Annotated in this window: 23 protein-coding genes; 13 read left to right on the top strand and 10 right to left on the bottom strand. The window is 43.3% G+C overall.

What is annotated here, in order from left to right; all coding sequences use genetic code 11:
- Positions 1-137: 137 nt before the first annotated feature.
- Positions 138-1,340 carry an integrase arm-type DNA-binding domain-containing protein gene (locus tag FTU90_RS11825; protein WP_159138989.1) on the top strand — a complete coding sequence of 401 codons (1,203 nt, stop codon included), beginning with the start codon at positions 138-140 and terminating at the stop codon, positions 1,338-1,340.
- A gap of 368 nt (positions 1,341-1,708) precedes the next feature.
- On the opposite strand, the gene FTU90_RS11830 is transcribed toward FTU90_RS11825, so the two are convergent.
- The 3 genes from FTU90_RS11830 to FTU90_RS11840 form a co-directional block, all read right to left on the bottom strand.
- Positions 1,709-2,701 carry a zinc-dependent alcohol dehydrogenase family protein gene (locus tag FTU90_RS11830; RefSeq protein WP_159138988.1) on the bottom strand — a complete coding sequence of 331 codons (993 nt, stop codon included), beginning with the start codon at positions 2,699-2,701 and terminating at the stop codon, positions 1,709-1,711.
- Positions 2,702-2,787: 86 nt separating this feature from the next.
- Positions 2,788-3,699 (bottom strand): LysR family transcriptional regulator, encoded by a 912-nt coding sequence (locus tag FTU90_RS11835; protein ID WP_100535562.1) that lies wholly within the window; start codon positions 3,697-3,699, stop codon positions 2,788-2,790.
- 191 nt (positions 3,700-3,890) lie between these two features.
- Entirely contained in the window at positions 3,891-4,655 is a 765-nt protein-coding gene (locus FTU90_RS11840; protein WP_100535561.1) for an AraC family transcriptional regulator, read from the bottom strand.
- A gap of 141 nt (positions 4,656-4,796) precedes the next feature.
- Here FTU90_RS11840 and FTU90_RS11845 point away from each other — a divergent pair, with 141 nt between their 5' ends.
- Positions 4,797-6,317 carry a catalase gene (locus FTU90_RS11845; protein ID WP_049590605.1) on the top strand — a complete coding sequence of 507 codons (1,521 nt, stop codon included), beginning with the start codon at positions 4,797-4,799 and terminating at the stop codon, positions 6,315-6,317.
- A 115-nt stretch (positions 6,318-6,432) separates the two neighbouring features.
- Here FTU90_RS11845 and trpA read toward each other — a convergent pair whose 3' ends face one another.
- Positions 6,433-7,218 carry a tryptophan synthase subunit alpha gene (gene trpA, locus FTU90_RS11850; protein ID WP_180000711.1) on the bottom strand — a complete coding sequence of 262 codons (786 nt, stop codon included), beginning with the start codon at positions 7,216-7,218 and terminating at the stop codon, positions 6,433-6,435.
- Positions 7,215-8,426, bottom strand: coding sequence for a tryptophan synthase subunit beta (gene trpB / locus FTU90_RS11855; RefSeq protein WP_100535558.1), 1,212 nt, complete (start codon positions 8,424-8,426; stop codon positions 7,215-7,217). The genes trpA and trpB overlap by 4 nt, the downstream gene beginning before the upstream one ends.
- 102 nt (positions 8,427-8,528) lie before the next feature.
- Between trpB and FTU90_RS11860 the strand changes: the two genes are divergently transcribed.
- The gene (locus FTU90_RS11860; protein WP_100535557.1) at positions 8,529-9,404 is read left to right on the top strand and encodes a LysR substrate-binding domain-containing protein; all 876 of its coding nucleotides are present in this window, start codon (positions 8,529-8,531) and stop codon (positions 9,402-9,404) included.
- A 406-nt stretch (positions 9,405-9,810) separates the two neighbouring features.
- Positions 9,811-10,062 carry a TIGR03643 family protein gene (locus FTU90_RS11865; RefSeq protein ID WP_373683532.1) on the top strand — a complete coding sequence of 84 codons (252 nt, stop codon included), beginning with the start codon at positions 9,811-9,813 and terminating at the stop codon, positions 10,060-10,062.
- Here the strand turns inward: FTU90_RS11865 and FTU90_RS11870 are convergent.
- A complete protein-coding gene (locus FTU90_RS11870; RefSeq protein ID WP_159138906.1) occupies positions 10,059-10,211 on the bottom strand; it encodes a DUF2256 domain-containing protein in 153 nt (50 codons plus the stop codon). The two genes, FTU90_RS11865 and FTU90_RS11870, sit on opposite strands and share 4 nt — an antisense overlap.
- Before the next feature lie 356 nt (positions 10,212-10,567).
- Here FTU90_RS11870 and nudC point away from each other — a divergent pair, with 356 nt between their 5' ends.
- From nudC to FTU90_RS11915, 9 genes are all read left to right on the top strand, one after another.
- The gene (gene nudC / locus FTU90_RS11875; RefSeq protein WP_100535554.1) at positions 10,568-11,341 is read left to right on the top strand and encodes an NAD(+) diphosphatase; all 774 of its coding nucleotides are present in this window, start codon (positions 10,568-10,570) and stop codon (positions 11,339-11,341) included.
- Between the two features lie 119 nt (positions 11,342-11,460).
- Complete coding sequence (locus FTU90_RS11880; protein WP_100535594.1) at positions 11,461-12,009, top strand: lipocalin family protein; 549 nt, start codon at positions 11,461-11,463, stop codon at positions 12,007-12,009.
- A gap of 130 nt (positions 12,010-12,139) precedes the next feature.
- On the top strand, positions 12,140-13,126 hold the full coding sequence (locus tag FTU90_RS11885) for an acyl-CoA desaturase (RefSeq protein ID WP_071852181.1): 987 nt from the start codon (positions 12,140-12,142) through the stop codon (positions 13,124-13,126).
- Entirely contained in the window at positions 13,123-14,406 is a 1,284-nt protein-coding gene (locus FTU90_RS11890; protein WP_100535553.1) for an NAD(P)/FAD-dependent oxidoreductase, read from the top strand. The genes FTU90_RS11885 and FTU90_RS11890 overlap by 4 nt, the downstream gene beginning before the upstream one ends.
- 9 nt (positions 14,407-14,415) lie before the next feature.
- Positions 14,416-15,210, top strand: coding sequence for a DUF1365 domain-containing protein (locus tag FTU90_RS11895; protein ID WP_100535552.1), 795 nt, complete (start codon positions 14,416-14,418; stop codon positions 15,208-15,210).
- Entirely contained in the window at positions 15,207-16,403 is a 1,197-nt protein-coding gene (locus FTU90_RS11900; protein ID WP_100535551.1) for a cyclopropane-fatty-acyl-phospholipid synthase family protein, read from the top strand. Before FTU90_RS11895 ends, FTU90_RS11900 begins: the two co-directional genes overlap by 4 nt.
- Before the next feature lie 25 nt (positions 16,404-16,428).
- Positions 16,429-17,208, top strand: coding sequence for a DUF1295 domain-containing protein (locus tag FTU90_RS11905; RefSeq protein WP_100535550.1), 780 nt, complete (start codon positions 16,429-16,431; stop codon positions 17,206-17,208).
- Between the two features lie 8 nt (positions 17,209-17,216).
- Positions 17,217-18,266: a cyclopropane-fatty-acyl-phospholipid synthase family protein gene (locus FTU90_RS11910; protein ID WP_100535549.1), complete on the top strand. Its 1,050-nt coding sequence runs from the start codon at positions 17,217-17,219 to the stop codon at positions 18,264-18,266.
- 39 nt (positions 18,267-18,305) lie between these two features.
- Positions 18,306-19,628 (top strand): HAMP domain-containing sensor histidine kinase, encoded by a 1,323-nt coding sequence (locus FTU90_RS11915; RefSeq protein ID WP_100535548.1) that lies wholly within the window; start codon positions 18,306-18,308, stop codon positions 19,626-19,628.
- Between the two features lie 23 nt (positions 19,629-19,651).
- Here FTU90_RS11915 and FTU90_RS11920 read toward each other — a convergent pair whose 3' ends face one another.
- The 4 genes from FTU90_RS11920 to FTU90_RS11935 all read right to left on the bottom strand — a co-directional run bounded on the left by FTU90_RS11920 (position 19,652) and on the right by FTU90_RS11935 (position 23,287).
- The gene (locus FTU90_RS11920; protein ID WP_071852188.1) at positions 19,652-20,338 is read right to left on the bottom strand and encodes a response regulator transcription factor; all 687 of its coding nucleotides are present in this window, start codon (positions 20,336-20,338) and stop codon (positions 19,652-19,654) included.
- 11 nt (positions 20,339-20,349) lie between these two features.
- Positions 20,350-20,850: a chalcone isomerase family protein gene (locus FTU90_RS11925; RefSeq protein WP_100535547.1), complete on the bottom strand. Its 501-nt coding sequence runs from the start codon at positions 20,848-20,850 to the stop codon at positions 20,350-20,352.
- Entirely contained in the window at positions 20,826-21,398 is a 573-nt protein-coding gene (locus tag FTU90_RS11930) for a nuclear transport factor 2 family protein (protein WP_100535546.1), read from the bottom strand. Before FTU90_RS11930 ends, FTU90_RS11925 begins: the two co-directional genes overlap by 25 nt.
- A gap of 140 nt (positions 21,399-21,538) precedes the next feature.
- Positions 21,539-23,287: a hypothetical protein gene (locus tag FTU90_RS11935; protein ID WP_159138907.1), complete on the bottom strand. Its 1,749-nt coding sequence runs from the start codon at positions 23,285-23,287 to the stop codon at positions 21,539-21,541.
- Positions 23,288-23,399 lie beyond the last annotated feature (112 nt).

Below are 23,399 nucleotides of genomic sequence, written 5' to 3' on the forward strand. Positions count from 1 at the left end.
CAATCACTCTAAATATAAAACAGATTTAACAATAACTTATAAAAATATATGATGCGTATGATACGCATCATATGAAAATTGCTTAAATTTGCTATAATTGAATTGCGCAGTGTCATTTGTGGTTAGGTTAAATATTCATGAGTCTTACGGAAATTAAGGTACGCCAGGCTAAACCAAAGGAAAAAGTCTATTTTCTGGCAGATGATGACGGCTTAAGTTTAAAGATAGAACCAAATGGACGTAAATCTTGGAGTTACCGCTATTCACTTGTAGGGACAAATAAACGTCCTCGCATGAAGTTGGGCGAATATCCTGTAATGTCCTTGAAAGAGGCCAGATCAGTCCGGGATGAATATAAATTTAATGATTATCAAAATAAACTGCTGCATAAAAAAGACATCAAAACTTTTCAGGATATTTGTGAAGAGTGGTTAGAATTTAAAATTAAAAATTCCTTTGAAGATGAACCACGATGCGGTGTAATTCAGCTTGCAAAAAAATGTTTAGATCAGGATATTTATCCAAATATTGGACTAACGCCATTTATTGAAGTTAAAAGATATGATCTGGTTAAGGTTATTAAAAATATAGAATCTAGAAATGTAAAAGAACCTGTAAAGAAAGCTTACAGTTATTTAAATCAGATTTATGATTATGCTGTAGCAATGGGGTATTGTGAATATAATATTGCAAATGGGCTTCATAAAATATTAGTTAATAATAAGATTAAGAAAAATTATCCTCATTTGAACTCAGATGAACTATCTAATTTCTTAGCTAGATTGAATCAGATTAATACAGATCCTATCATTAAAAAAGCCCTATTATTTAAGTTATATACAGGCGTACGTGGTGGAGAATTACTGCTTTCTGAACCACATCACTTCGATCTGGATAAAAGAATATGGAAAATACCGGCCTTACATATTAAACAATATAGAAGAAAAGTTATTTTAGGTCATGATATTCCTGACTTTTTAGTTCCACTATCTGATCAAGCACTTGAAGTTGTGAAATCAGCACTCGCTTGGTCTCATGGCGAAAAATATGTATTTTCTAGCCCCCGTAATAATCATAAACCTATTCATTTTAATACCCTGAACTTGATTATTAGAAAAATGGGATATACTAAAAATGAACTATCATCTCATGGTTTACGCTCAACATTTAGTACCATATTAAATGAATCTGGTTTATTTCAATCAAATTGGATTGAAGCACAGCTATCTCATACTGATAAAAATAAAACCCGTGCAAGTTATAATCATGCAGAATATTTCAATCAGCGCGTGGAAATGATGCAATGGTGGGGAGATTTTATTGATAGTTGTACTGTATAGTTAATGGTTATGAAATCCAAGTTTTAATTAGAATATATTAGTAAATATATAAAATTAGATTCAAGCATTATTAAGACTGAAATATTGTAAAGTAAACTACTTATATTCTGTATTATTTATTTTATACGATTTATAAGAGCCTTAGTTTTTTAATATATTAACCATGATCTATTGACAGAAAACTAGTAAAGTAAATGCCCGCTGAAACTAATTATCCGTGATTTGAGTTATTTAATGCTCTAGTAAAACAGCATTAAATAACCCGATCACGGCATCGAGTGTGGTCAGATCTATGATGAAACTCGGCTAACCAAAAATATTGTATTGGAACTAAAATGCCCTATAGATGGCAGTATAGGGCATCTAAATTACTGAACGTTAACTACGATCTTGCCGATTTGGGCATTTGTTTCCATGTATTTATGAGCTTCTTGGATATTCTCAAAATTAAAGACTTGGTCAATTAAAGGTGATAACTGACCTGACTCCAAACCACGATAAACAAATTGTTTTGCCTGTTCTAGCGCATTGGAATCAGTGGTAATTTCAAAGAGCTCATAACCACGTAATGTTAAATGTTTGCCTAAAACATCCATAACACTCATTTGGATATCACGTGTATCAAGCGCACCATATTGGAAGAATGTGCCTTGTTTAGCCATAGCTTGCATGATTTTACCTACAGCTGGACCACCTACAGGATCAAACACCATATTTACCCCCTGGTGATTGGTAATACGATTCAATTCATTTACTAAATCTTGCTCCTCAGTAGCGATCACATATTTAGCCCCTAGATCTATCAGTTGCTGCTTTTTAGCACTAGTACGAGTTAATGCGATTGGGGTAGCGCCTAACATATTAGTAATTTGAATTGCTGCCACGCCAACACTGCTAGATGCAGCACCAATAACAACATATTGGTCTTTCTGTAAGTTGCCAAAATGTACTAATGCACCATAAGCCGTCACAAACATCATCCAGCTTGCAGCCGCTTGTTGGAATGTCAAATCTTTAGGATGTTTTACAACAGCATGGACTGGCAGATTGATGAGTTCTGCGTATGTACCATATTCATCAAAACCAAAAGATGGAATGACACTCACTGCATCGCCAATACTAAACTCTGAAACACCTTCGCCAATCGCTGTAACGATACCTGCGGCTTCATAGCCAAGTACAGAAGGAAAAGTGGGTTCAATCACATAATTACCGGTACGGTACATGATTTCAGCCCGATTTAAGCCGATCGCATGGACTGCCATTTGTACTTCACGTGCTTTGGGAGCAGGAATTTCTAGATCTTCAATTTGTAGGACCTCAGCACCACCGATAGCACGCATCACCACAGTTTTAGACATGTTTCTTTTCCATATGTTTAACAGATGGAATTAGCATAGTGGTTCAAACAGATCAGATAAATAAACAACCTATTTATAGATTGGTTCTATTTTTTATCACAATCTCTTGCAAATATCCTTTCAATCCAATCTATAAAGACTTGCATACGTGCAGGTAAATGTTCACGGTGAGTGTAGAGCAAAGAAATAGGTTTAGGCATATTTTGATAAGTTGATAACACTTCAATGAGTTGGCCATTCTCGAGATACGGCTGTATTGCATGACGAACCCCTTGAATTAAGCCCAAACCATGTAAGGCTGCGCTTAAAAATGATTCTGAATCATTGACTAAAATACTTGAATCCAATTTATATTCTTCAAGTTTCTGATTCACAATAAATTGCCAATTCATAACCTTACGTTGTTTACCGCTAAAATAATTGATGGCTTGATGGTGTTTTAGATCATCTAAGGTATGCGGTGTGCCATATTTTTTTAAATAAGAAGGGGCAGCACAAGTGATCATTTCAACTTGTCCAAGTGATTTTGCAATGAGGGTTGAGTCATCTAAGTAGCCGAGTCGAATTGCAAAATCGACACCTTGATCAATGAGATCCACTAAGGAATCAGAGGATTCTAGAATCAACTCGATATTTGGATATTGTTGTTTAAACTCTGCCAAATGAGGAATCAGAATGGCTTTGGCAATGGTGATGGGTACGTTGATGCGCAGTTTACCCGATATATTTTGAGTCTGTAGATTTGGCTGAAAGCTATTAAAAATAGCATCGAAGTCTTTAAGGAGTTGCAATGCTTTGTGATAGAAAGCTTCACCTTCTAAAGTCATGCTGACTTTACGGGTGGTTCTATTGAGTAATCTCACCCCCAATTCATGTTCAAGCTGTTTGATGGCTTTGGAAATCAGTGGACGATGCACACCCAATGTCTCAGCAGTGTGAGTAAAGCTTTGGGTTTCAACCACACGCACATATATCTGTAACTTCTGCAAATGATCCATTTAATTTTGCCATTCATTGAATATCGAAATTATAACAAATGGCTGATTTAAAGGTCTTATTCGAACGACATGATGTTTAGCCGTCCGATCAGGGATGGTCATGAATACAGAAAAAAATTAATCTTCAATCAGGTCAATTTTGAATGATAAAAAATATTTCACCTGCTTATGCAATGAACTTTACCCAAAGTTTAACTATATTGATTACGATATTGGCTCGGTGTAACGTTAAACCAACGCTTAAATGCGCGTCTAAAGTTAGAACTGTCATGATAGTTTAATAGCGTTGCAATCGCATCGACAGATAAAGTACTGTCTGTTAAATAACGACGTGCTTGCTCCGACAAAATTGCATCTCGAATCTCCCTAAAGCTTGTGCCATCTGCGGCAAGTTGACGTGCCAATGTCCGTTTACTCATAAACAATGCCGCTGCAATTTGGTCTTCACTCAGTTCATGTAGCGAACTCGACAGCATCATTTTTTTTATCATATACACATAGCTTTGCTTGCCCGGTTTGAGCTGCTGTAGCATGCTTTCGCATTGTTGCATCGCGAGTAAATAACTGTCTTGATTGGCCGAGGCATTCGGAATGTGACATAGACTGAAAGGAAAGGTGGCTTTGATTGCAGGTGCGGAAAAAGAATAAGCGCCCGATAAATACTGCGCATAGGCTTGGTGATAGTCGGGTTCTGCGTGCGCAAAACAGATTTGAGCGTCATGGAGAGGGCGTCCAACAATAAATTCAGCACACTCAAATAAAATCACGGCACAGGTTTCAGCCAATAGACGATGTACCTGTTCAGACAGTTGAAAATCAAAATACAGTGATATATTGACTGAATGTTCGGTGTATTCAAGATTTAAACGTGCAAAGCTGATACGGGTGGGAATAAATTCCTGAAATGCTTTCAGTGCTATCAATAAATTTGGGCTACTGTTGACCAAGAATCCCATGGCACCATGTACTGAATAGCCACCGATTTTGTAGACACTCTTTAGTTTAATATTTTAATACGCTAGTTAAGCGTAAACTAGAATATGGAGATCTTAAGTTTCTCTCGGCAATTTAAATGAAAAGAAACGGGAGTTAATAGTATGAGTCAAGACCCTAAAAAATGTCCTGTTACCCACCTGACTACTGAAGCTGGTGCCCCTGTGGTCGACAATCAGAACAGTATGACGGCAGGTGCGCGTGGACCTTTACTTGCCCAGGATTTATGGCTGAATGAAAAACTGGCCAACTTTGTCCGTGAAGTGATTCCAGAGCGTCGTATGCATGCCAAAGGTTCAGGTGCTTTCGGTACCTTTACCGTGACCAATGATATTACCCAATATAGCCGCGCTAAAATTTTCTCTGAAGTCGGCAAAAAAACCGAAATGTTTGCGCGTTTCTCAACGGTGGCGGGTGAACGTGGTGCGGCCGATGCAGAACGTGATATTCGCGGTTTTGCCCTGAAATTCTATACTGAAGAAGGCAACTGGGATCTAGTTGGCAACAATACTCCGGTATTTTTCCTGCGGGATGCCCGCAAGTTCCCTGACCTGAATAAAGCAGTCAAACGTGACCCGAAAACCAACAAGCGCAGTGCCACCAATAACTGGGATTTCTGGACATTATTGCCTGAAGCCTTGCATCAGGTGACCATTGTCATGTCGGATCGCGGTATTCCTGCTGGCTACCGTCATATGCATGGTTTTGGCAGCCATACCTTCAGTTTTATCAATGCCCAAAATGAACGCTTCTGGGTGAAATTCCATATGCGTACCCAGCAAGGCATCCAGAACCTGACCGATGCTGAAGCAGCAGACTTGATTGCCAAAGACCGTGAAAGCAGCCAGACCGACCTGTTTGATGCCATCGAACGTGGCGACTATCCAAAATGGAAAATGTACGTTCAAGTCATGCCAGAACTGGAAGCCGAAACAGTGCCTTATCATCCATTTGACCTGACCAAAGTCTGGCCGAAGGGCGATTATCCACTGATTGAAGTCGGTGAATTTGAGCTGAACCGCAATCCGGAAAACTATTTCCAGGATGTAGAACAGGCAGCCTTTGCACCTAGTAATCTTGTACCGGGCATCAGCTACTCACCGGACCGTATGTTACAGGCACGTTTAGTGAACTATGCCGACGCAGCGCGTTACCGTGTTGGTGTAAATCATTCACAGGTTCCGGTCAATGCTGCACGCTGCCCTGTAAACTCTAATCGTCGTGATGGTCAGGGCCGCATGGATGGCAACTATGGTTCATTGCCACATTATGAACCGAACAGTTTTAACCAGTGGCAGGAACAACCTCAGTTTAAAGAACCAGCATTAAAGATTACCGGTGATGCTGATTTCTGGGACTTCCGTGAAGATGACAATGATTACTTCAGCCAGCCACGTGCCCTGTTCAATTTGATGAATGATGAGCAGAAACAGGCCCTGTTTAATAACACGGCCGCAGCGATGGGTGATGCGCTAGATTTCATCAAATACCGTCATATCCGCAACTGTTATGCTTGCGATCCAGCTTATGGGCAAGGCGTTGCTAAGGCCTTAGGTATGACTGTAGCAGATGCTCAAGCGGCACGTGAAACAGATCCTGCTAAAGGTTTGCCAAGCTTTCTTTAATTTATTTTACTTTCTCTTCCTCTTTTAAGGGGGAGAGGAGGTAAACTATGGAATATAGCATAAGAAGGTGAAAACCTTATGCCATAAATTCTCTATTAAGGATCATAAAGAAAAACTAAGATTTCTCTTTCAGAATTTGTGAAAAAATTTTAACTTTTTCTAATGTGGCGTCTACACCTTGCTTAAAAAAGGTATCCACCAGTGCCGAACCGATCACCACCAGATCAACTTTATTGGCTAAGGCTTTCACATGACTTTCATCTTTAATCCCAAAGCCAATAGCAATCGGGATATTAAAAATTGGTTTGATTTCAGCAATCTTTTTTTCAAGATTGGTCAGATTTAAAGTACCGCCGGTGAGACCATTTTCCGCAACATGATATAAAAATCCTGTCGCACTGGCTGAGATTTGTTTCAATCGCTCAACTGGAGTAGTGGGTGCGCTCATTGCAATTAAATGCATATTTTTTTCATTTAATATCTGTTTAAATTTTTCCCGATATTCATAAGGGGCATCTAGGATCAGAATCCCCTCAATCAAATTTTCGGTATCCGCAACCAGCTTCTCGAAACCATATTGTATGATCGGGTTTAAATAGGTCATTAAAATAATCGGGGTGGTTTCATCCTGTAAACGGATAGCTTTCACGAGCTCAATGGTTCGATGCACGGTCTGACCAGAAGCGAGTGCTCTAACATGAGCAGCCTGGATGGTCTCTCCATCTGCCACAGGATCAGAAAATGGGATGCCCACTTCGATGATATCAGCTCCAGCTTGACCCAATTGACTAAATAGACGATAACTTTCATTAAAATCAGGATCTCCGGCAGTAAAATAACAGACTAAACCACTGCGATTTTCCTGTTTTAATTGCATTAGTTTTTGATCTAAACGGTTCATGCGCGTGCTCCTGCAAGATACTTTTTGACTGTGTCTAAGTCTTTGTCACCTCGACCGCTTAAATTGATGATAATTGTCTGTTCCGGATGCATTTCTTTCGCAAGTTTGATGGCATAGGCAATAGCATGAGAACTTTCCAGCGCTGGGATAATGCCCTCTTGCTGGCTCAGTAGTTGAAAGGCATGTACAGCCTCTTCATCTTTGACTGCTGCATAAGTCACGCGGCTTGTTTCAAACAGGATGCAATGCTCAGGGCCAACCCCAGGGTAATCCAGTCCTGCGGATATGGAATGTCCCTCTAGAATTTGCCCGTCTGAATCTTGCAGTAAGTAAGTCAAATTACCATGCAAGACGCCGACTCGACCTTTGGAAATCGAGGCAGCATGTTCATGACTATCAGTGCCTTTCCCGCCAGCTTCAATTCCAAACATTTTGACATTGGTATCCTCTAGAAAGGGGTGCATGAGTCCTAATGCATTGGAACCCCCACCGACACAAGCAACCAAAGCATCTGGGAGTTTATTTTCTTTAAGAAGAATCTGGTTTCTGGCTTCGATGCCAATAATTTTCTGGAACTCTCTCACAATAGTCGGGTAGGGATGCGGGCCAGCACCAGTTCCTAGCAGATAGTAAGTCGTGTCGACATGACTGATCCAGTCACGTAAGGCTTCATTCATAGCATCTTTCAGGGTTCCACGGCCTTTTTTTACGCCTTGTACTTCAGCACCAAGTAATTTCATACGTTCAACATTCGGTTGCTGACGTTGAATATCTGTTTTACCCATATAGATCGTGCATTTCATCTTAAAGAGTGCACAGACGATTGCTGTGGCAACACCATGCTGTCCTGCACCTGTTTCAGCAATGATTCTGGTTTTACCCATGAATTTAGCCAATAATATTTGCCCCACACAGTTATTGATCTTATGGGCGCCGGTATGGTTCAAATCTTCTCGCTTGAGATATATTTTGGCTCCCCCTGCGTAGGAAGTTAGATTTTTTGCATAGAATAGCGGGCTAGGGCGACCCACGAAGTCGGTTAAAATCTGTCGATATTCAGCCCAAAATTCAGGTTGATTCCGTATGGTATTAAAGGCTTGTTCTAAATCTTGTAGAGCTGGCATCAGGCTTTCAGGCATATAGCAGCCACCAAATTTACCGAAAAAACCACCTTGATCAGGACCCTGACCGATATAAGGAGTTGTCATTGTCTTTCTCTTAAAATTTCAACATTGATTGGATCTTAAAAGATTTCCATTTTCCTGATAATTGATATATTTTTGATTTATGATGTTAGAAAAATTTACAGCATGAAACGTAGAACCTTACCGCCCTTAAATTCACTTAAAGCATTTGAAGCGGTCGCTAGACATCAAAGCTTCAGCTTGGCTGCGGAAGAACTGTGTGTCACTCATAGTGCAATCAGCCATCAAATCAAACAGCTCGAAGAATGGTTGGATAAAAAATTATTTATTCGGCATTCATCAACGATTACTCTCACTCAGGATGCAGAAGACTTATCCCGTCTTTGTACTCACTTCTTCAATGAGCTGGAAGAATGTGTATTTGAATTAACTCACAAAGCGTCAGAAGTAGAAATCGTAATCGGTGCCTCTCATAGCTTTATGGCGAACTGGTTAATTCCACGACTGGAAAAACTAGAGAGCCTTTATCCTAATATCTCTATTAAATTGATGACCTGTAACGACCTAAAGCTACTGGAAAAAGAAAAAATTGATATTTTTATCAATAGTTTGAATGTAGATGAAATGCTGCCTAAGTTTTTGGATAAATTTCTTTTATTTCCGGACAACATGGGACCAGTTTGTAAAGGTGAAAGCTATGCTCTCACTAGTATTCATGATCTTTTTGAGCACCCATTACTTCACACTTATTCCAATAAGAATGCCTGGCAGATCTGGTTTGAACGATCCCATCTAAACCTTGAGACTAAATCGAATGATCGATATTTTGATCGTCTCAATTTAATGATAGAGGCGGCTGTTTCAGGATTGGGGATTGCTATAGCGCCCCAGATTTTGGTAGAAAAGGAAATATTAAGTGGCAGAATTATTGCGCCGTTTGAATTTACCTATTGCAACTTTGACTTCTATGCAATCGTTAGGAAAAATAATTCAAATCAAGAGATTATCAATATTGTAAATTGGTTACAGACCCAATGTTGAGAGGATCCCAATCAAAAGCCATTTCTATCGCTTCTTATTCTCAAGTGAAAATACCCTATCAAGAATAGACCAATACCGCCGCAGAGCTGGGCAATAATTTCGAGCACAATTTCCCCAAGGTGTTTTTAGCATCAGCATACCGTCTGATCTAGGCGATGTCATTAACAACAATCCCAGGCATAGGCTTTGGTAGCAGGTATTTGGACCACACGCTGAGATCGAAGGCCCGATAGGACAGCAACAAAATACAATCCACGCAAAAAATCACAAAATCTTCATCTTCGTTTTTTTAAGATGAGTTTGGTCAGCTTGATCTGACCCAGACAGAGAGAGATAGCGTTAAATTTTATCGCTCAATTTTTATTTTAAAAATGAAAGTAAACAGAGGTATGTGGTGCGTCAAGTAATTGAATATGTGGGAGCAGATCTGTCAAGGATCATTGAAATGGCCTGGGAAGATCGCACCCCATTTGAAGCCATCCAGCGTGAGTTTGGCTTGAATGAAACTGCAGTGATTCGCTTGATGCGGAAAAATATGAAAGCATCAAGTTTTAAAATGTGGCGTGAACGAGTCACCGGCCGAAAAACTAAACATCTGCAACTGCGTTCCCCCGATGTCATTCGGGCTTATTGTGCGCGGCAGTATAAACGTTTCTAAGCGCTTTGTTTTGAACGCAGTTTGGACTCACGTTTACATCGTTCAGAACAGTATCTGACTTCCTCCCAGCAGCGTTGCCATTTTTTGCGCCAAGTAAAAAGGCGCAAGCAGTGAATACAGGTTTTTTCAGGGAGATGCTGTTTTTTCATGGTTTATAACTCATCTATCTGGCTAAGAAGCTGTTGGGCATGGGTGGATTATTTGTTCCGCAACTTTAAGTTTATCCCGCTGCCGATAGAAATCACTAGCAAATCGTCCTCACGTGAACGCAAGTTCATTTATCTAGCTAAAATCTTACTCATTTTATAAGCCTTATTTTTAATGATTTCTTAACTCATAAACGATGTGAAAATTATGTGATTTTAATCAAAAAGATACAAATTATTATAGTTGTAATTCAGGCAGCCTGCGCCTAGTATCTTCCATGAAGTTACTCCATGTAAGCTTCCTTAGTTTTGTCCCATACACCCCTCTGTATGGGATTTTTTTTAATCCGGGGATTGTCATGAGCATGCATTCAAAAGCATATATTTTTAGACAGCAGCAATTGCTGGTGGATGATCATTTCCAGTTGCCGCAAGTGGAAAGACTGCAGCACGACCTGAACCTGTCGGAAAATGGCCAGGTCATTGCACGGGATCTAAAAGAAGATGAACCAGTACCCGAGGGTTATCAACTGATCCCGATTCGGCAACTGGTGCAGGTCTGGAGCAGGCCGCAGTTTGAACAGGCCAGCCGTGCCGTACAGTTACTGGAGTGGCGCCGTAATCACTGCTTTTGCAGCAAATGTGGCCATGCCACCCAGCAGCACGCCAGCCAGTATGCCATGGTCTGTCCATCTTGTGGCTATAACCAGTATCCCCGGGTGAATCCCTGCGTGATTACCATCATCACCCGGGGTATAGATGAAATTCTGCTGGCGAAAAATGCCCGCAATAAAACCCAGATGTACAGCCTGATTGCTGGATTTGTTGAAGTCGGCGAAACCTTGGAGGAGGCAGTACGCCGTGAGACGCAGGAAGAAGTCGGCCTGCAGATCAAGAATATTCAATATCTGGCCAGCCAGCCGTGGCCGTTTCCCAGCAACCTGATGATGGCCTTCAGGGCAGAGTATCACTCGGGTGAGATTCAGATTCAGGAAGATGAACTGAGCGACGCGCAATTTTTCAAGTTTGATCAGTTACCTGAGATTCCCTTCAAGGGCAGTATCGCTTATGCCATGATTCAGCATGTGATGCATGATACCCCTGTAGCAGATGACAGCAAAGAATGGCTTTAACCTAGAAAATAGCCTAGGGCTTTTCAGCAGCACGCCTGCTAGATCACATGATTTTGTCTTCACGCTTTGTTCACATCCACCTGGGTTATCTTAGTCCTGAAATCATTCAAGGCTTAAAAATGAATACTCTATTCAAGTCAGTTTTTGCGGTTACGGCACTGACCCTCATGAGCTTAAGCATGCTGACTCGAGCGGAAACGGTTGCGCCTCAGGCAGTCGATCAGGTGGATATCCAGCAGTATGCAGGCAAGTGGTATGAAATTTCGCATTTACCGATGTATTTTCAGCGTAAATGTGTATCGGATATCTCTGCACAATATGAGGTCAATGCCGATCAGACCATGAGTGTGTTAAATAGTTGTCGGATTGCCAATGGTGAGATGATTAGCTCTGAAGGAGTGGCTTATCCGCAAAATAAGGGCAACAGTAAACTCAAGGTCAGCTTTTTACCTCCAGGTTTAAGGTGGATCCCGTTTACTAAAGGTCATTACTGGGTATTACGCGTGGATCCAGAATATAAAGTGGCACTGGTCGGTGGACCAAGTAACAAATACCTGTGGATTTTGTCGCGTGAACCACAACTGGACGAAGCAACTTATCAGTCCTATCTGGAGACTGCGAGACACTATGGCTACGACATCACAAAGTTAATCAAATTACCGCATTAATCTGCTACCCTTTGGCCGAACTGCTTAGTCTCTTACAGTTCGGCTTTTTTTCACTTCACATAAAATTCATATCTGACTGATTAGACTCATCAAATGGAATAAAGACAGTTGCTCGAAATAGGATGAGTCCATGTTGAAAAGTCTGATGCGATGGATAGATAGCTGGTCTATATCGACACCAACCGAAACACTGACGGCTGAAAATAGCAAGATTCAGTGGGTCCGGATTTTACCCTTTATTCTGCTGCATCTGGCCTGTTTCGCTGTGTTCTGGGTCGGTGTGTCATGGTTTGCGCTTGGCTTTATGGTCGCGTTCTACTTGATCCGCATGTTTTCCATCACGGCTTTTTTTCATCGCTATCTGTCGCATAAAACTTTTCAGACCTCACGCCCGATACAGTTCCTGTTTGTATTGCTCGGCACCATGAGTGCGCAGCGTGGCCCGCTATGGTGGGCAGCTCATCACCGTTATCACCACCGCTATACCGATACCTTGCAAGACCCACATTCATCCACGCATGGTTTTTGGTATAGCCATGTCGGCTGGTTTCTGAATGAATATAATTTTGCTACGCGTAAAGAGGTGATCAAGGACTGGCTGAAATATCCAGAACTGATTTGGCTGGACCGTTTTAGTTTGATTGTGGTGTTGCTGACTGCGGGCGGGATTTATGCACTAGGCGAATGGCTGGCCATCACTTGGCCGCAACTCGGGACGTCCGGCCTGCAATTGCTGGTCTGGGGCTTTGTGGTTTCCACGGTGTTATTGATCCATGCGACCTTGTGCATCAATTCATTGGCGCATCATTATGGCAGCCGTGATTTTGAGACGGATGACCACAGCCGTAACAATTTATTTCTGTCACTCATCACCTTAGGCGAAGGCTGGCATAACAATCATCATTACTATGCTGGTAGTACCCGGCAGGGTTTTTACTGGTGGCAGATTGATGTGACCTATTACTTGCTGAAACTCATGTCCTGGCTGGGACTGGTCTGGGGCCTCAAGCCCATTCCGGCACGGATTTATGAAGCCAGTAAAATCGCTCAGGCTCGAAAACATAAAAAAGCTGCTACTGCCGACACTCACACGATTCAATCGAAGGAATCACCATGAAAATTGCAATTATTGGTTCAGGTATTTCCGGTCTGTACGCTGCCTGGAAACTCAGCAAAGTGCATGAAGTCACAGTCTTTGAAAAGAATAACTACTTTGGTGGTCATACCGATACCCATCAGCTGAATATCGAGGGTGAACAGGTTGCGGTGGATAGTGGCTTTATTGTGTTTAATGAGCATAACTATCCGCTGTTTTGCTCGATGCTAAAAGAACTAGGGATTCAATCGCAAAGCAGTGACATGGGCTTTTCGGTGAATAATCAGGTCAGTGGCTTACAGTACAATCCTTCAAAAAAATTCTCGCTGTTGTTCCGACCTCAAAACTTTCTTAATACTGATTTTCGCGCGATGTTGTCGGATCTGTTCCGTTTCTATGCAGCCAATAAAGATCTGGATGTGGAACAGGTCGATACACAGCTCAGTATTGATGATTATTTAAATCAACATGGTTATAGCGATGCCTTTCGTCAGGAACATCTCTATCCGATGTGTGGAGCGCTGTGGTCCTGTCCGGTGGAACAGGCTGGACAGATTCCCTATAAATTTGTGGTGAGCTTTTTCCAGCACCATCGCATGTTGCAACTGAAAGACCGGCCGTTATGGCTCACGGTGAAAGGTGGATCGGCTCGCTACGTTCGTGCGATTCAGTCCCAGACGAATATTATTTTCCGCAAAACGGGTGTGCTCCATGTATCCCGTAGTGCCAATGATGTACTGGTTGAAACAGCACAGGGCAGTGAGCGTTTTGACTGGGTGATCTTTGCCAGTCATGCTGACGACAGCCTGAAACTGCTTAAAGACCCGACAGCGCAGGAGCTGGACGTGCTGGGCAAGTTCCGCTATCAGGCTAACCGTATGGTGGTGCATTCAGATACCCGCATCATGCCCAAATCCAGACGTCAGTGGGCCAGCTGGCATGTGCATGTGACCCCGAGTCAGGCAGCTGAACAGACACCTTTCCAGCACAGTGGTATGCACTATGGTTTCAGTTACTGGATGAACCAGTTGCAAAACCTGCAATGCAAGACTCAGGTCTTTGCCACTCTGAATCCTAATTTCACCCTCGATCCGAAAAAAATCTGGGTAGAACGGCATTACCGACATCCGGTGTTTGATGCCTCCGCGATTGAAGCACAACAACGCTGGGCTGAAATCAATAGCCAGAACCGCACCTCATACTGTGGCGCTTACTGGGGCTGGGGCTTTCATGAAGATGGTGCCCGTAGCGCTGCATGGGTGGTCGATCAGCTCTTAAAACAGGCCGAGCAGGCCGCCTAGGAGGATATGATGCAAATGTATCCACTGGCGATTGCCTCTGCCGAAATCCGGCATCGCCGTTTCTTGCCCAAAGCGCATGCTTTTGAGACCCGGCTGAACTATCTATACTTTGATCCTGATCAGCTCTCAAGCTTTACTGAAAAATCCTGGCTCTGGTCTTGCAATCGCTGGAATTTCCTGACCCTGGATGAACGTGATTTTCTGACCATGGAATGTGGTTCGATTCGGCAGAAGGTCGCACGTCTGCTGATCAAGCGGGAAAATTATCTGCTAGCGCATGCTGCGTCCATCCGGGTTCTGGCCTTGCCACGTACACTCGGATTTCGCTTTAATTCTGTGGTGTTTTATCTGGTCTTTGATGCCACCGACCAGCTGATCTTTATCCTCAGCGAAATTACCAATACTCCATGGAATGAACGTCAGGTCTATATCCATGACTGCCGGAACAATGTGACCGAACATACGCCGTACCAGAGCCACCAGTTTGATTTCAAAAAGGCCTTTCATGTATCGCCCTTCATGCCGATGGCGCTGGATTACCGCTGGCGATTCAGCTTTTCCGATCAAAGCAATGTGATTCATATGCAGCTGTTCCAACAGGGAATATTGCAATTTGATGCCACCATGCAATTTTCGTTGCAAGCCATCACAGTTCCTTCACAACAGCATCGCTATGCTGTGCTGAAAGTTCTTGAGCCCTTCAGGATGGTCGGTGGAATTTATCTGCATGCCTTTCGCTTATGGAAGAAAAAAATTCCATTTTACCGGCATCCTCGCAAAGAAAAAGGAAACACCTTGTTATGAAAACACTGTTTATGGGAGAAGAAAGCACACTGCCGGTGGTACTGCGCCATCTACTGAAATTACGTCATGGTCAGCTGATTTTTAAAGGCGTCTGGAACGGGATTGTGGGAGAGAGCAGTGATCTGTATGCCGTGATTCAGGTGCATGATAGCCGCCTGATGGATCTACTGTTCCGCAATGGTGTACTCGGTGCTGCAGAAGGTTTCATTCGCGGCTACTGGAGCAGTGAAGATCTGGTCAATGTGATTCGCATTCTGGCGCGCAATCGCGATGTGTTGGACCGGATGAATCAGAACACCTTGGCGAAAGCCAGCCAATTCTTCCTAAAGACTTGGTACAAATCCCGCAAAAACTCGATTGATGGCAGCCGTAAGAATATTGCCGAGCATTATGACCTGAGCAATGACTTTTTCAAGCTGTTCCTGGATTCCAGCATGATGTATTCCAGCGCGGTATTTAAAGAGCCGGGCATGAGCCTGGAACAGGCCTCCGATTATAAAAAAGAACTGATTTGCCAGAAACTGCAGCTGCAACCAATGGATCATTTGGTCGAAATTGGCAGCGGTTGGGGTGGTTTTGCCATTTATGCCGCGCAGCATTATGGCTGTAAAGTCACCACCATTACCATCTCCCAAGCACAATATGATGAAGCGGTCGCGCGAATAGAGGCAGCAGGATTATCCCATCGCGTGGATGTCCAGCTGAAAGACTACCGTCTGTTGAAAGGCAAATACGATAAGCTGGTCTCGATAGAAATGATCGAGGCCGTGGGTGAGCAATACTTAGCGACCTATTTCAACAAATGCCGTGAATTGCTGAAACCGAATGGTCTGGCCCTGATTCAAGCCATCACCATTGAAGATGCCCGCTATGCCAAAGCCTTGAATACCGTGGACTACATCAAGCGTTACATTTTCCCGGGAAGTTTTATTCCCTGCATCAGTATCATGACCCAGTCCGCTTCCGAGCAAAAACTGCGTCTCAAGCATCTTGAAGATATCGGCCAAAGTTACGCCCAAACCTTGCACTGCTGGCGTCAGCGCTTCTTGGAACAACGTGAACAGGTACTGCAACTCGGCTTCGATGAGCGCTTTATCCGTATGTGGGATTTTTATCTATGCTATTGCGAGGGTGGTTTCCGCGAAGGCGTCATCAGTGATGTACATCTGCTGTTTGAAGCCAGTGCTTACTAGGCCACGATAAAACAGGAGGACTGATATGCTGCTGGATTTATTTTTGCTGAATGTCTTCATCATGCTGTGTAGCTGGGTACTGGTGACCTATAACCGCAGAGCGGGTCTGGTGGATGTGGCCTGGAGTTTCAGTATTGCGCTTAATGTCATCATTGCGGCTTGGGTCATGGAAACTGCACCGCTGCTGGTTCGGGTATTTCTGGGTGTATTTAGCGGCATCTGGTTTTTACGCTTAACCTGGCATCTGCTGCGCCGTTATGCCAATGAAACCCGGGAAGATACCCGCTATGCCAATATGCGCCGTGCCATGGGCAGTTATCAGCATCTCGGTTTTCTGGCCTTTTTTATGTTTCAGGCCGGGCTGGTGGCACTGTTTTCCTACCCGATGCTGGAATTGCTCAATATTCCGGTCCAGCAGTGGAATGACTGGACACAGGCTACAGTGCTGGTGGCAGGCATGATCATGCTGTTGGCGCTGATCGGGGAAAGCACAGCCGACCAGCAACTCTACCGTTTCAAACTGAATCCACAAAACCAAGGCAAAACCCTGGACCAAGGCTTATGGAAATATTCACGTCATCCGAATTATTTTTTTGAATGGTTGCACTGGTTTGCCTATCCGGTTCTCGGTCTGGCAGCAGGTGTGTATGGATTATGGGTTTATCCGCTGCTGATGTGGCTGTTTCTGTACTACATCACCGGAATTCCGTTTAGTGAACAACAGGCGCTGGCACATCGCGGCGACAACTATAAAGACTATCAACGACGAACTTCAATGTTTATTCCGTGGCCACCCAAAGAGTAGGTAAATACATGGACTTTATGATTCAAAAATCTTTAAAACTGATCGAAAGCGGCAAAGTGCCCGACCCGGTGATTCGCGCAGGCATTCGCACTTTAAGCAAAAAACGTTTGGCACAGGAAGGGCGCTTTGACCCGGCACTGGCGGCACAGCGTTATATGGATGTGCTGCATATGCTGAAAAACAGCGAAATTGCCATCGAGACCGACAAAGCCAATGAACAGCACTATGAACTGCCCACCGCATTTTTCCAGGCGGTGCTGGGCAAGCGGCTGAAGTACAGCGCCAGCCTGTTTGAACAGGCGCATACCACACTGGATCAGGCCGAAGAAGCAGCATTGGCCAGCTATTGTCAGCGTGCACAGTTACAGGATGGACAGGATATTCTGGAAATTGGTTGCGGCTGGGGCTCACTCAGTCTGTATATGGCCGAGCATTATCCCAAAGCCCACATCACTGTAGTGTCGAACTCCTCGACCCAGCGTCAGTATATTCAGGAACAGGCCCGTCTGAAAAAACTGGAAAACCTGACGGTGATCACCTGCGATGTCAATGTACTGCAACTGGAATCGGCTGCTTTCGACCGTGTGGTTTCGGTGGAAATGTTTGAGCATGTGCGCAACTACCAGAAACTGTTTGAAAATATCAGCAGCTGGCTCAAAGCTGATGGCTTGCTCTGGTGCCATATTTTCTGTCACCGTTTCCTGCATTATCCGTTTGAAGTCAAAAATGAATTTGACTGGATGTCGCAATATTTCTTTAGTGGCGGCCTGATGCCGGCAGCCTCAACTTTCCTGCATTTTCAGCAGCATTTGCAGCTGGAGCAGCACTGGCAATGGGCCGGTACCCAGTATGAACGCACGGCAAATGCCTGGCTGGAGAATATGGACCAAAAGCAGGCCGAGCTGCAGCCCCTGTTTCAGCAGACCTATGGCGCAGATGCGGCCATCTGGTGGCAACGCTGGCGGATTTTCTTTATGGCCTGTGCCGAATTGTTCGGTTATGAGCATGGACGCGAGTGGGTGATCGGCCACTTTCTGTTTAAAAAGAAAGCCGTATAATTGAACGATGAATCGAATGCGCCAGCGGGGAATTGATCAATGTTAAAGCTGTTTAGGGACAAACGCGATCATCCTCTCGGTGAGGTGTTTAACCGCTACTACTGGCTGCAAATCGGATTTATTGCCTTGTCGGTGGTGATCGGCATTGCCTGTAGTGCCTGGGTGATCAAAGGCTTTTTGCTGCGCACCGCTTTGGAACAGGAAATGTCACACTACTGGCAGCGGCTGGAACGCAATCCGGCCGCCGAACTTCCCGACACCAAAAACCTGTATGGTTATCGCTGGTATGATACCCTCCCTGTGCAGTTTCAGCACATGCAGTTCGAGCAAGGCGTAAATCGGCATTTTGTCGATGGTAAAGAGCGCATGACCGTCTACGGTGAAAAAGACAGGCAACATGTGCTGCTGGTCTTTGGCGAAAGTAACGTGAACAAGCTGGTCTGGCTGTTTGGTCTAGCACCACTAATGGTCAGCCTGTTCGTGCTGTATAGCGTATTGTGGTGGTGGAACCGTCGCGCCCGGCGTTATTTTTCTCCGATTACCCGGCTGGCCAATGCACTGGAACATATCGACTGGGAGCATCAGAAAAATCAGGCTTCGCCTTTTCAGGACATCCGTACTGACTCCAATCTGGAAGCAGAATATCTCAAGCAGGCACTGGAAAAATATCATCAGGTGCTCAGCAAGTTCATTCAGCGCGAACGTGAGTTTACCGGTGATGTCAGTCATGAACTGCGCACGCCATTGACGATTTTAAAAGGCAATGTGCAACTGTGTCAGGCACGCTATGGTGACAACAAATCCTTTACCCGCCTGCACAATACTATTGAAGACATGCAGCTGCTGGTCGATACCTTACTGGCTATCGCCCGAAATACCACCAACACCCTGACGGCCGAGCCCACTATGCTGTCAGAATGTCTGGAGAATCTGGTACAGGATCTGGACAGTGTCAGCCACAACAAAGGCATGCAGATCGACCTACAAAAAGACCTCGATGAGCAGCCACGTAAACTGTATCCATCGATGACCAAAATGGTCTTTGGCAATATTTTGCGCAATGCGCTGAATTATTCGCAAGGTACAGAAATTGATGTGATTCTACAGAAAAATACAGTATTGATCGCTGATAATGGAATCGGCATCTCTTTGCCAAATAATTCTAAAGTTCAGGAGCTGTCTGGCCAGCAGTTGCAACTGGAGATCAAAGGGCATGGTATTGGCCTGCAACTGGTACAGAAGTTGTGCAAACAGCTGGGCTGGCGGGTCGAACTCTTTGACCGGCAGTATTATCTCAGTACCCATCCAGAGATTGATCTGGCAATGACGACCGGTCTGATTGTGGTAGTGTATTTAAACTAAGTTTCAGCTTTGTACGTTTAGACTTAAGCTTCCAAAGCAATCTTTAAACCCACACCAGAAATGGTATGAATCAGTTTCTGCTCAAAAGGCTTGTCGACCATTTTACGTAAATTATAAATGTGACTGCGCAAGGCATCACTTTCCGGCTCTTCATCACCCCAGAGTTCCAGCATAATTTCCTGTTTGGTGAGGACTTTAGGTGAATGACGCATCAGCAGTTTCAGCAGTTTGAACTGAATCGGGGGCAGTTCAATCGTCTGTCCAGCCCGAGTCAGCTGCTGTCTTGCGGGATCCAGAATCAAATCATGAATTTGCAGGCGACTACTGGAAACTTCACCCAATGAGCGTTTGATTAAGGCTTTGACCCGAACCACCAACTCATTAAAATCAAAGGGCTTAACCAGATAATCATCCGTGCCGGAATTAAAGCCTTTGAGTTTGTCATCCAGAGTATCGCGCGCCGTCAACATCAGTACGGGTAAATCCAATCCTTCGTCATGACGCAGCCATTCACACAGTTCATAACCCGAACCATCAGGCAGATTAATGTCTAGAAGCAAAATATGATAGCGCTGCTGTTTCAGTAATTGGCGTGCAGCGTTCAGATTGCGGGCATGATCCACCACAAAATCATGTTCTTCCAGAAACTCGCATAAGGTAGAGGCTAGTTCATAATGGTCTTCGACCATCAGGATAAAATGTTTGGACATAACGGCAGAGACTAATTCAATAATTGCTGTTTTAATTTAGCACTAAATGGCTGCGATCCCAGCCAGATATTAAAATATTGTTGTGCTAGCGGATGCTGAAGATTGCCTAACACCTGCTGATTTAGCATCAAGGTCAGGGTCTGAGTCTCGGCTTGATAGCTTAAGCGATAGAGATCTCCCGGTTTTACCGGCTTATAAAGCTGGGTGATTCTATCTAATACTATTAAATGTTTAGACTCTCGCTCATTACGCTTCAGAAAATGGGTCGCTGCACGCTTGAAAGCCCATTCCGGAATATTTTTTGTATAAGAAAAATCAATCTGCATATTCTGGCCTTGCCAGGGTTTTGTACAGTTCTGAGCATAATAACGGGCGACGCCAACCTGTTTCTGAGCTACCAGAAGTGGACCACGACCACACTGATTCATATTTTGGGCATGTGCCCATGAACTGAAACTGCAGAGTATCAGTAGTCCAGTATTTAATCCTATTTTTTGAAAGGCAGTACCCATGAATAAGCTCCTCCGACATAAGGTAAAGAACGATACAGGCCATTTGCAGGATCCCAGAAATCCTGCTGAAAAATAATCTTATTGTCGCGGTTGACCTTGATTTCACTGATGCCATAAGAATCCATGCTTCGTGTTGCGCCAAACATTTTAAAATCATAGGCCATATGCCAGTGCACGTAGGCAGAGTCTTGATAATAGGAGGTATTTAATAGTTTGACATTCACGTTACTGACACGCTTGTTCATCCCTTGAAAATGTTGGAGTAGATTTTGACGTGATGAAAATTGGGATAAGGTATCGTTAATAAACAGCTGATCGGCATAGAGTGATCCGGCTCGTTCAATAAATGCAGGTGTACCTAAAGTATTAAAAGCTGAAGTAAAGCGAATGCCGATGTCTTGGGCTTTAGCCTGATCCAGCGCAGTTCCCTGAATTTGGTTTCTGGATTTTGCATAATCACCTGAATAGCTGGGAATACTTTTACATCCTGCTAAAACTAGTAGCGGTAAGGACAAGGTAGCTAGCAGTATTTTTTTGATATGTTTCATATTGGCTATCCGTATTAGGTCTATGCTAATACTTTAGGCCGAAAGTCGTGAACAGAATGTGAAGAGGATGAAAGGCTGTTAAATGAGCAGTAAACAGAAGCTCTTTAATGATGGAGTAACGTGTATATCCCCAGTCCTGTCTAAGCCTTTTTTGACATTCCCCAACTTTTCGCAGAAAGCAGAAATTCATAATTTAAAGCCACGAGAATGCTTTGCATATTGAAGCTATTCCGGTCTTCGGGTAACTGTAATAGAAGTGGCAAACGTGTCACCCCATTTTCACCATTGGCAAAAGCATAATGGCGCACTTTAGCGTCAATCACCGGAATTAAATTCTTGGCTTCCAGATACACACTTTCCTGAGTGGCCTGCTTTTGCATGGCAATCATTCTGAGATAGCAATGATCGCGAACCTCAGTCAGATTCTTTTTGAGTTCATTGATCTTTAATTCATGATTTTCAGGTTTTTTAAACAGCCGTTTAAGAAAACCTCGATTTTCGGTATTTTGTATTTCACGTTCTAACTGGCGTATTTGCTGCTGGATCTGGCGAGTTTGTTCAAGCGCGTCATTCAGAAGCTCTCTAATTTCCTGGGTGGGTGCTGAAACGGCCCGCACCTGTTGCTGATAGTGAAACTCATCATGAAAAATCACAAAGATTTGGGTGCGACGTTGTTCCAGTAATTTTAAATAGGCAATTAAGCGATATTTGAACAGACGCGCATGCGGATTAAACTGCAGCATCGGTTGCTGCGATAAAATTTCCAGCTGATGCAGAAACTCATTGATTAATCTTAAAATATTCAAATAGCAATATTCTAGTTCATCAGTATGCTGCACACTGTTTTTCAAGCCTTTGAGAAAAGGTTCGAGAATATTTAAGGATAAATCTTTCTCCAAAATTTCCAGATGTTCTTTCACCAGATGATCGATGGCAAAACTTTGGATATTTAAAATTTCTTTTAAACTTGGGATGAGATTCTGCTGATTATATTGATGCAGCGATTCAACCAGTTCCACAATATGTGGATTCATTTTACGTTGAATACCAATAATTCGTGTCATCAGCTGTTTAAAATTTTCAACATAATCTGCTTGATCCAATTGTTCCGGGTCAAGCACCAAACCACTAATATAGAACCGATCTTCTTTACCAAAGCTTTCTTCAGTTAAAAAGCGACGAATGGAATAGGCAGATACTAAACTGTCATAAGAACTGTTCAGGACAAAGTAATATTGAAAGGTTTCAATAATTTCAAAGTCACGAACCTGTTGCTGCGGAATAAAATAATCCTGAAAAATCGCCAGTTCCTGTTCGGCATATTCGCTCGGCAAAATATGGGCAAACCAGCTGCCCAGAATTTCACTTTTCATGAAGACTTCAAAGATAAACGTTCGGACTTGTTCAAGATCCAAATGCCGGTGATTGGCAGAAATAGAAAAATCTAACTCTCGAATGATCAATGCAGCATCGTAGAGAAAAGCTTTTTTGATCAGTTGTTGTGCCTGAATATCGGCGGGATTGTCCAGATCGATTTGATTAATTTCACGGACAATGCTTTCCAGGTAGTCTGCAACCTGAAAGTCACTTTGATAGCCTTGCAGAAAGCTGAAAGTGCTATTGATGCGCTGTGCAAGTTGCACGAGTTCAGGATTTTGCGTATTGAGCTGCAGATCTTTCAGGCGGGTATGGCCGGTAAACTCAAAGGCTTTGGTCAGGTAGTTCCACGAGATATTCTTGGGTTTTAGGTACTGATCTTCTATTTTTTGATGTAGCGCTTGCGGTGTTGCAGAGAGGATCGACAGCAGTTGTTGTTGCCAATGCTTATCAAGAATAGGATCAATTTGTTTTAATTGTACCCGCAGCTGATAAGGAATGTATGTTTGCATGGGAATCCAAATCCATTTGTAGTGAATTCAATCTTTTAAGGAAGTAAAATAATGTGATTTATATCACAAAAACAAAGATTTTTTAGCCTTTCTCCATGAAAAAATGATAACA

Source organism: Acinetobacter sp. YH12200 (assembly GCF_013418175.1).
Taxonomy (GTDB): Bacteria; Pseudomonadota; Gammaproteobacteria; order Pseudomonadales; family Moraxellaceae; genus Acinetobacter; species Acinetobacter pseudolwoffii.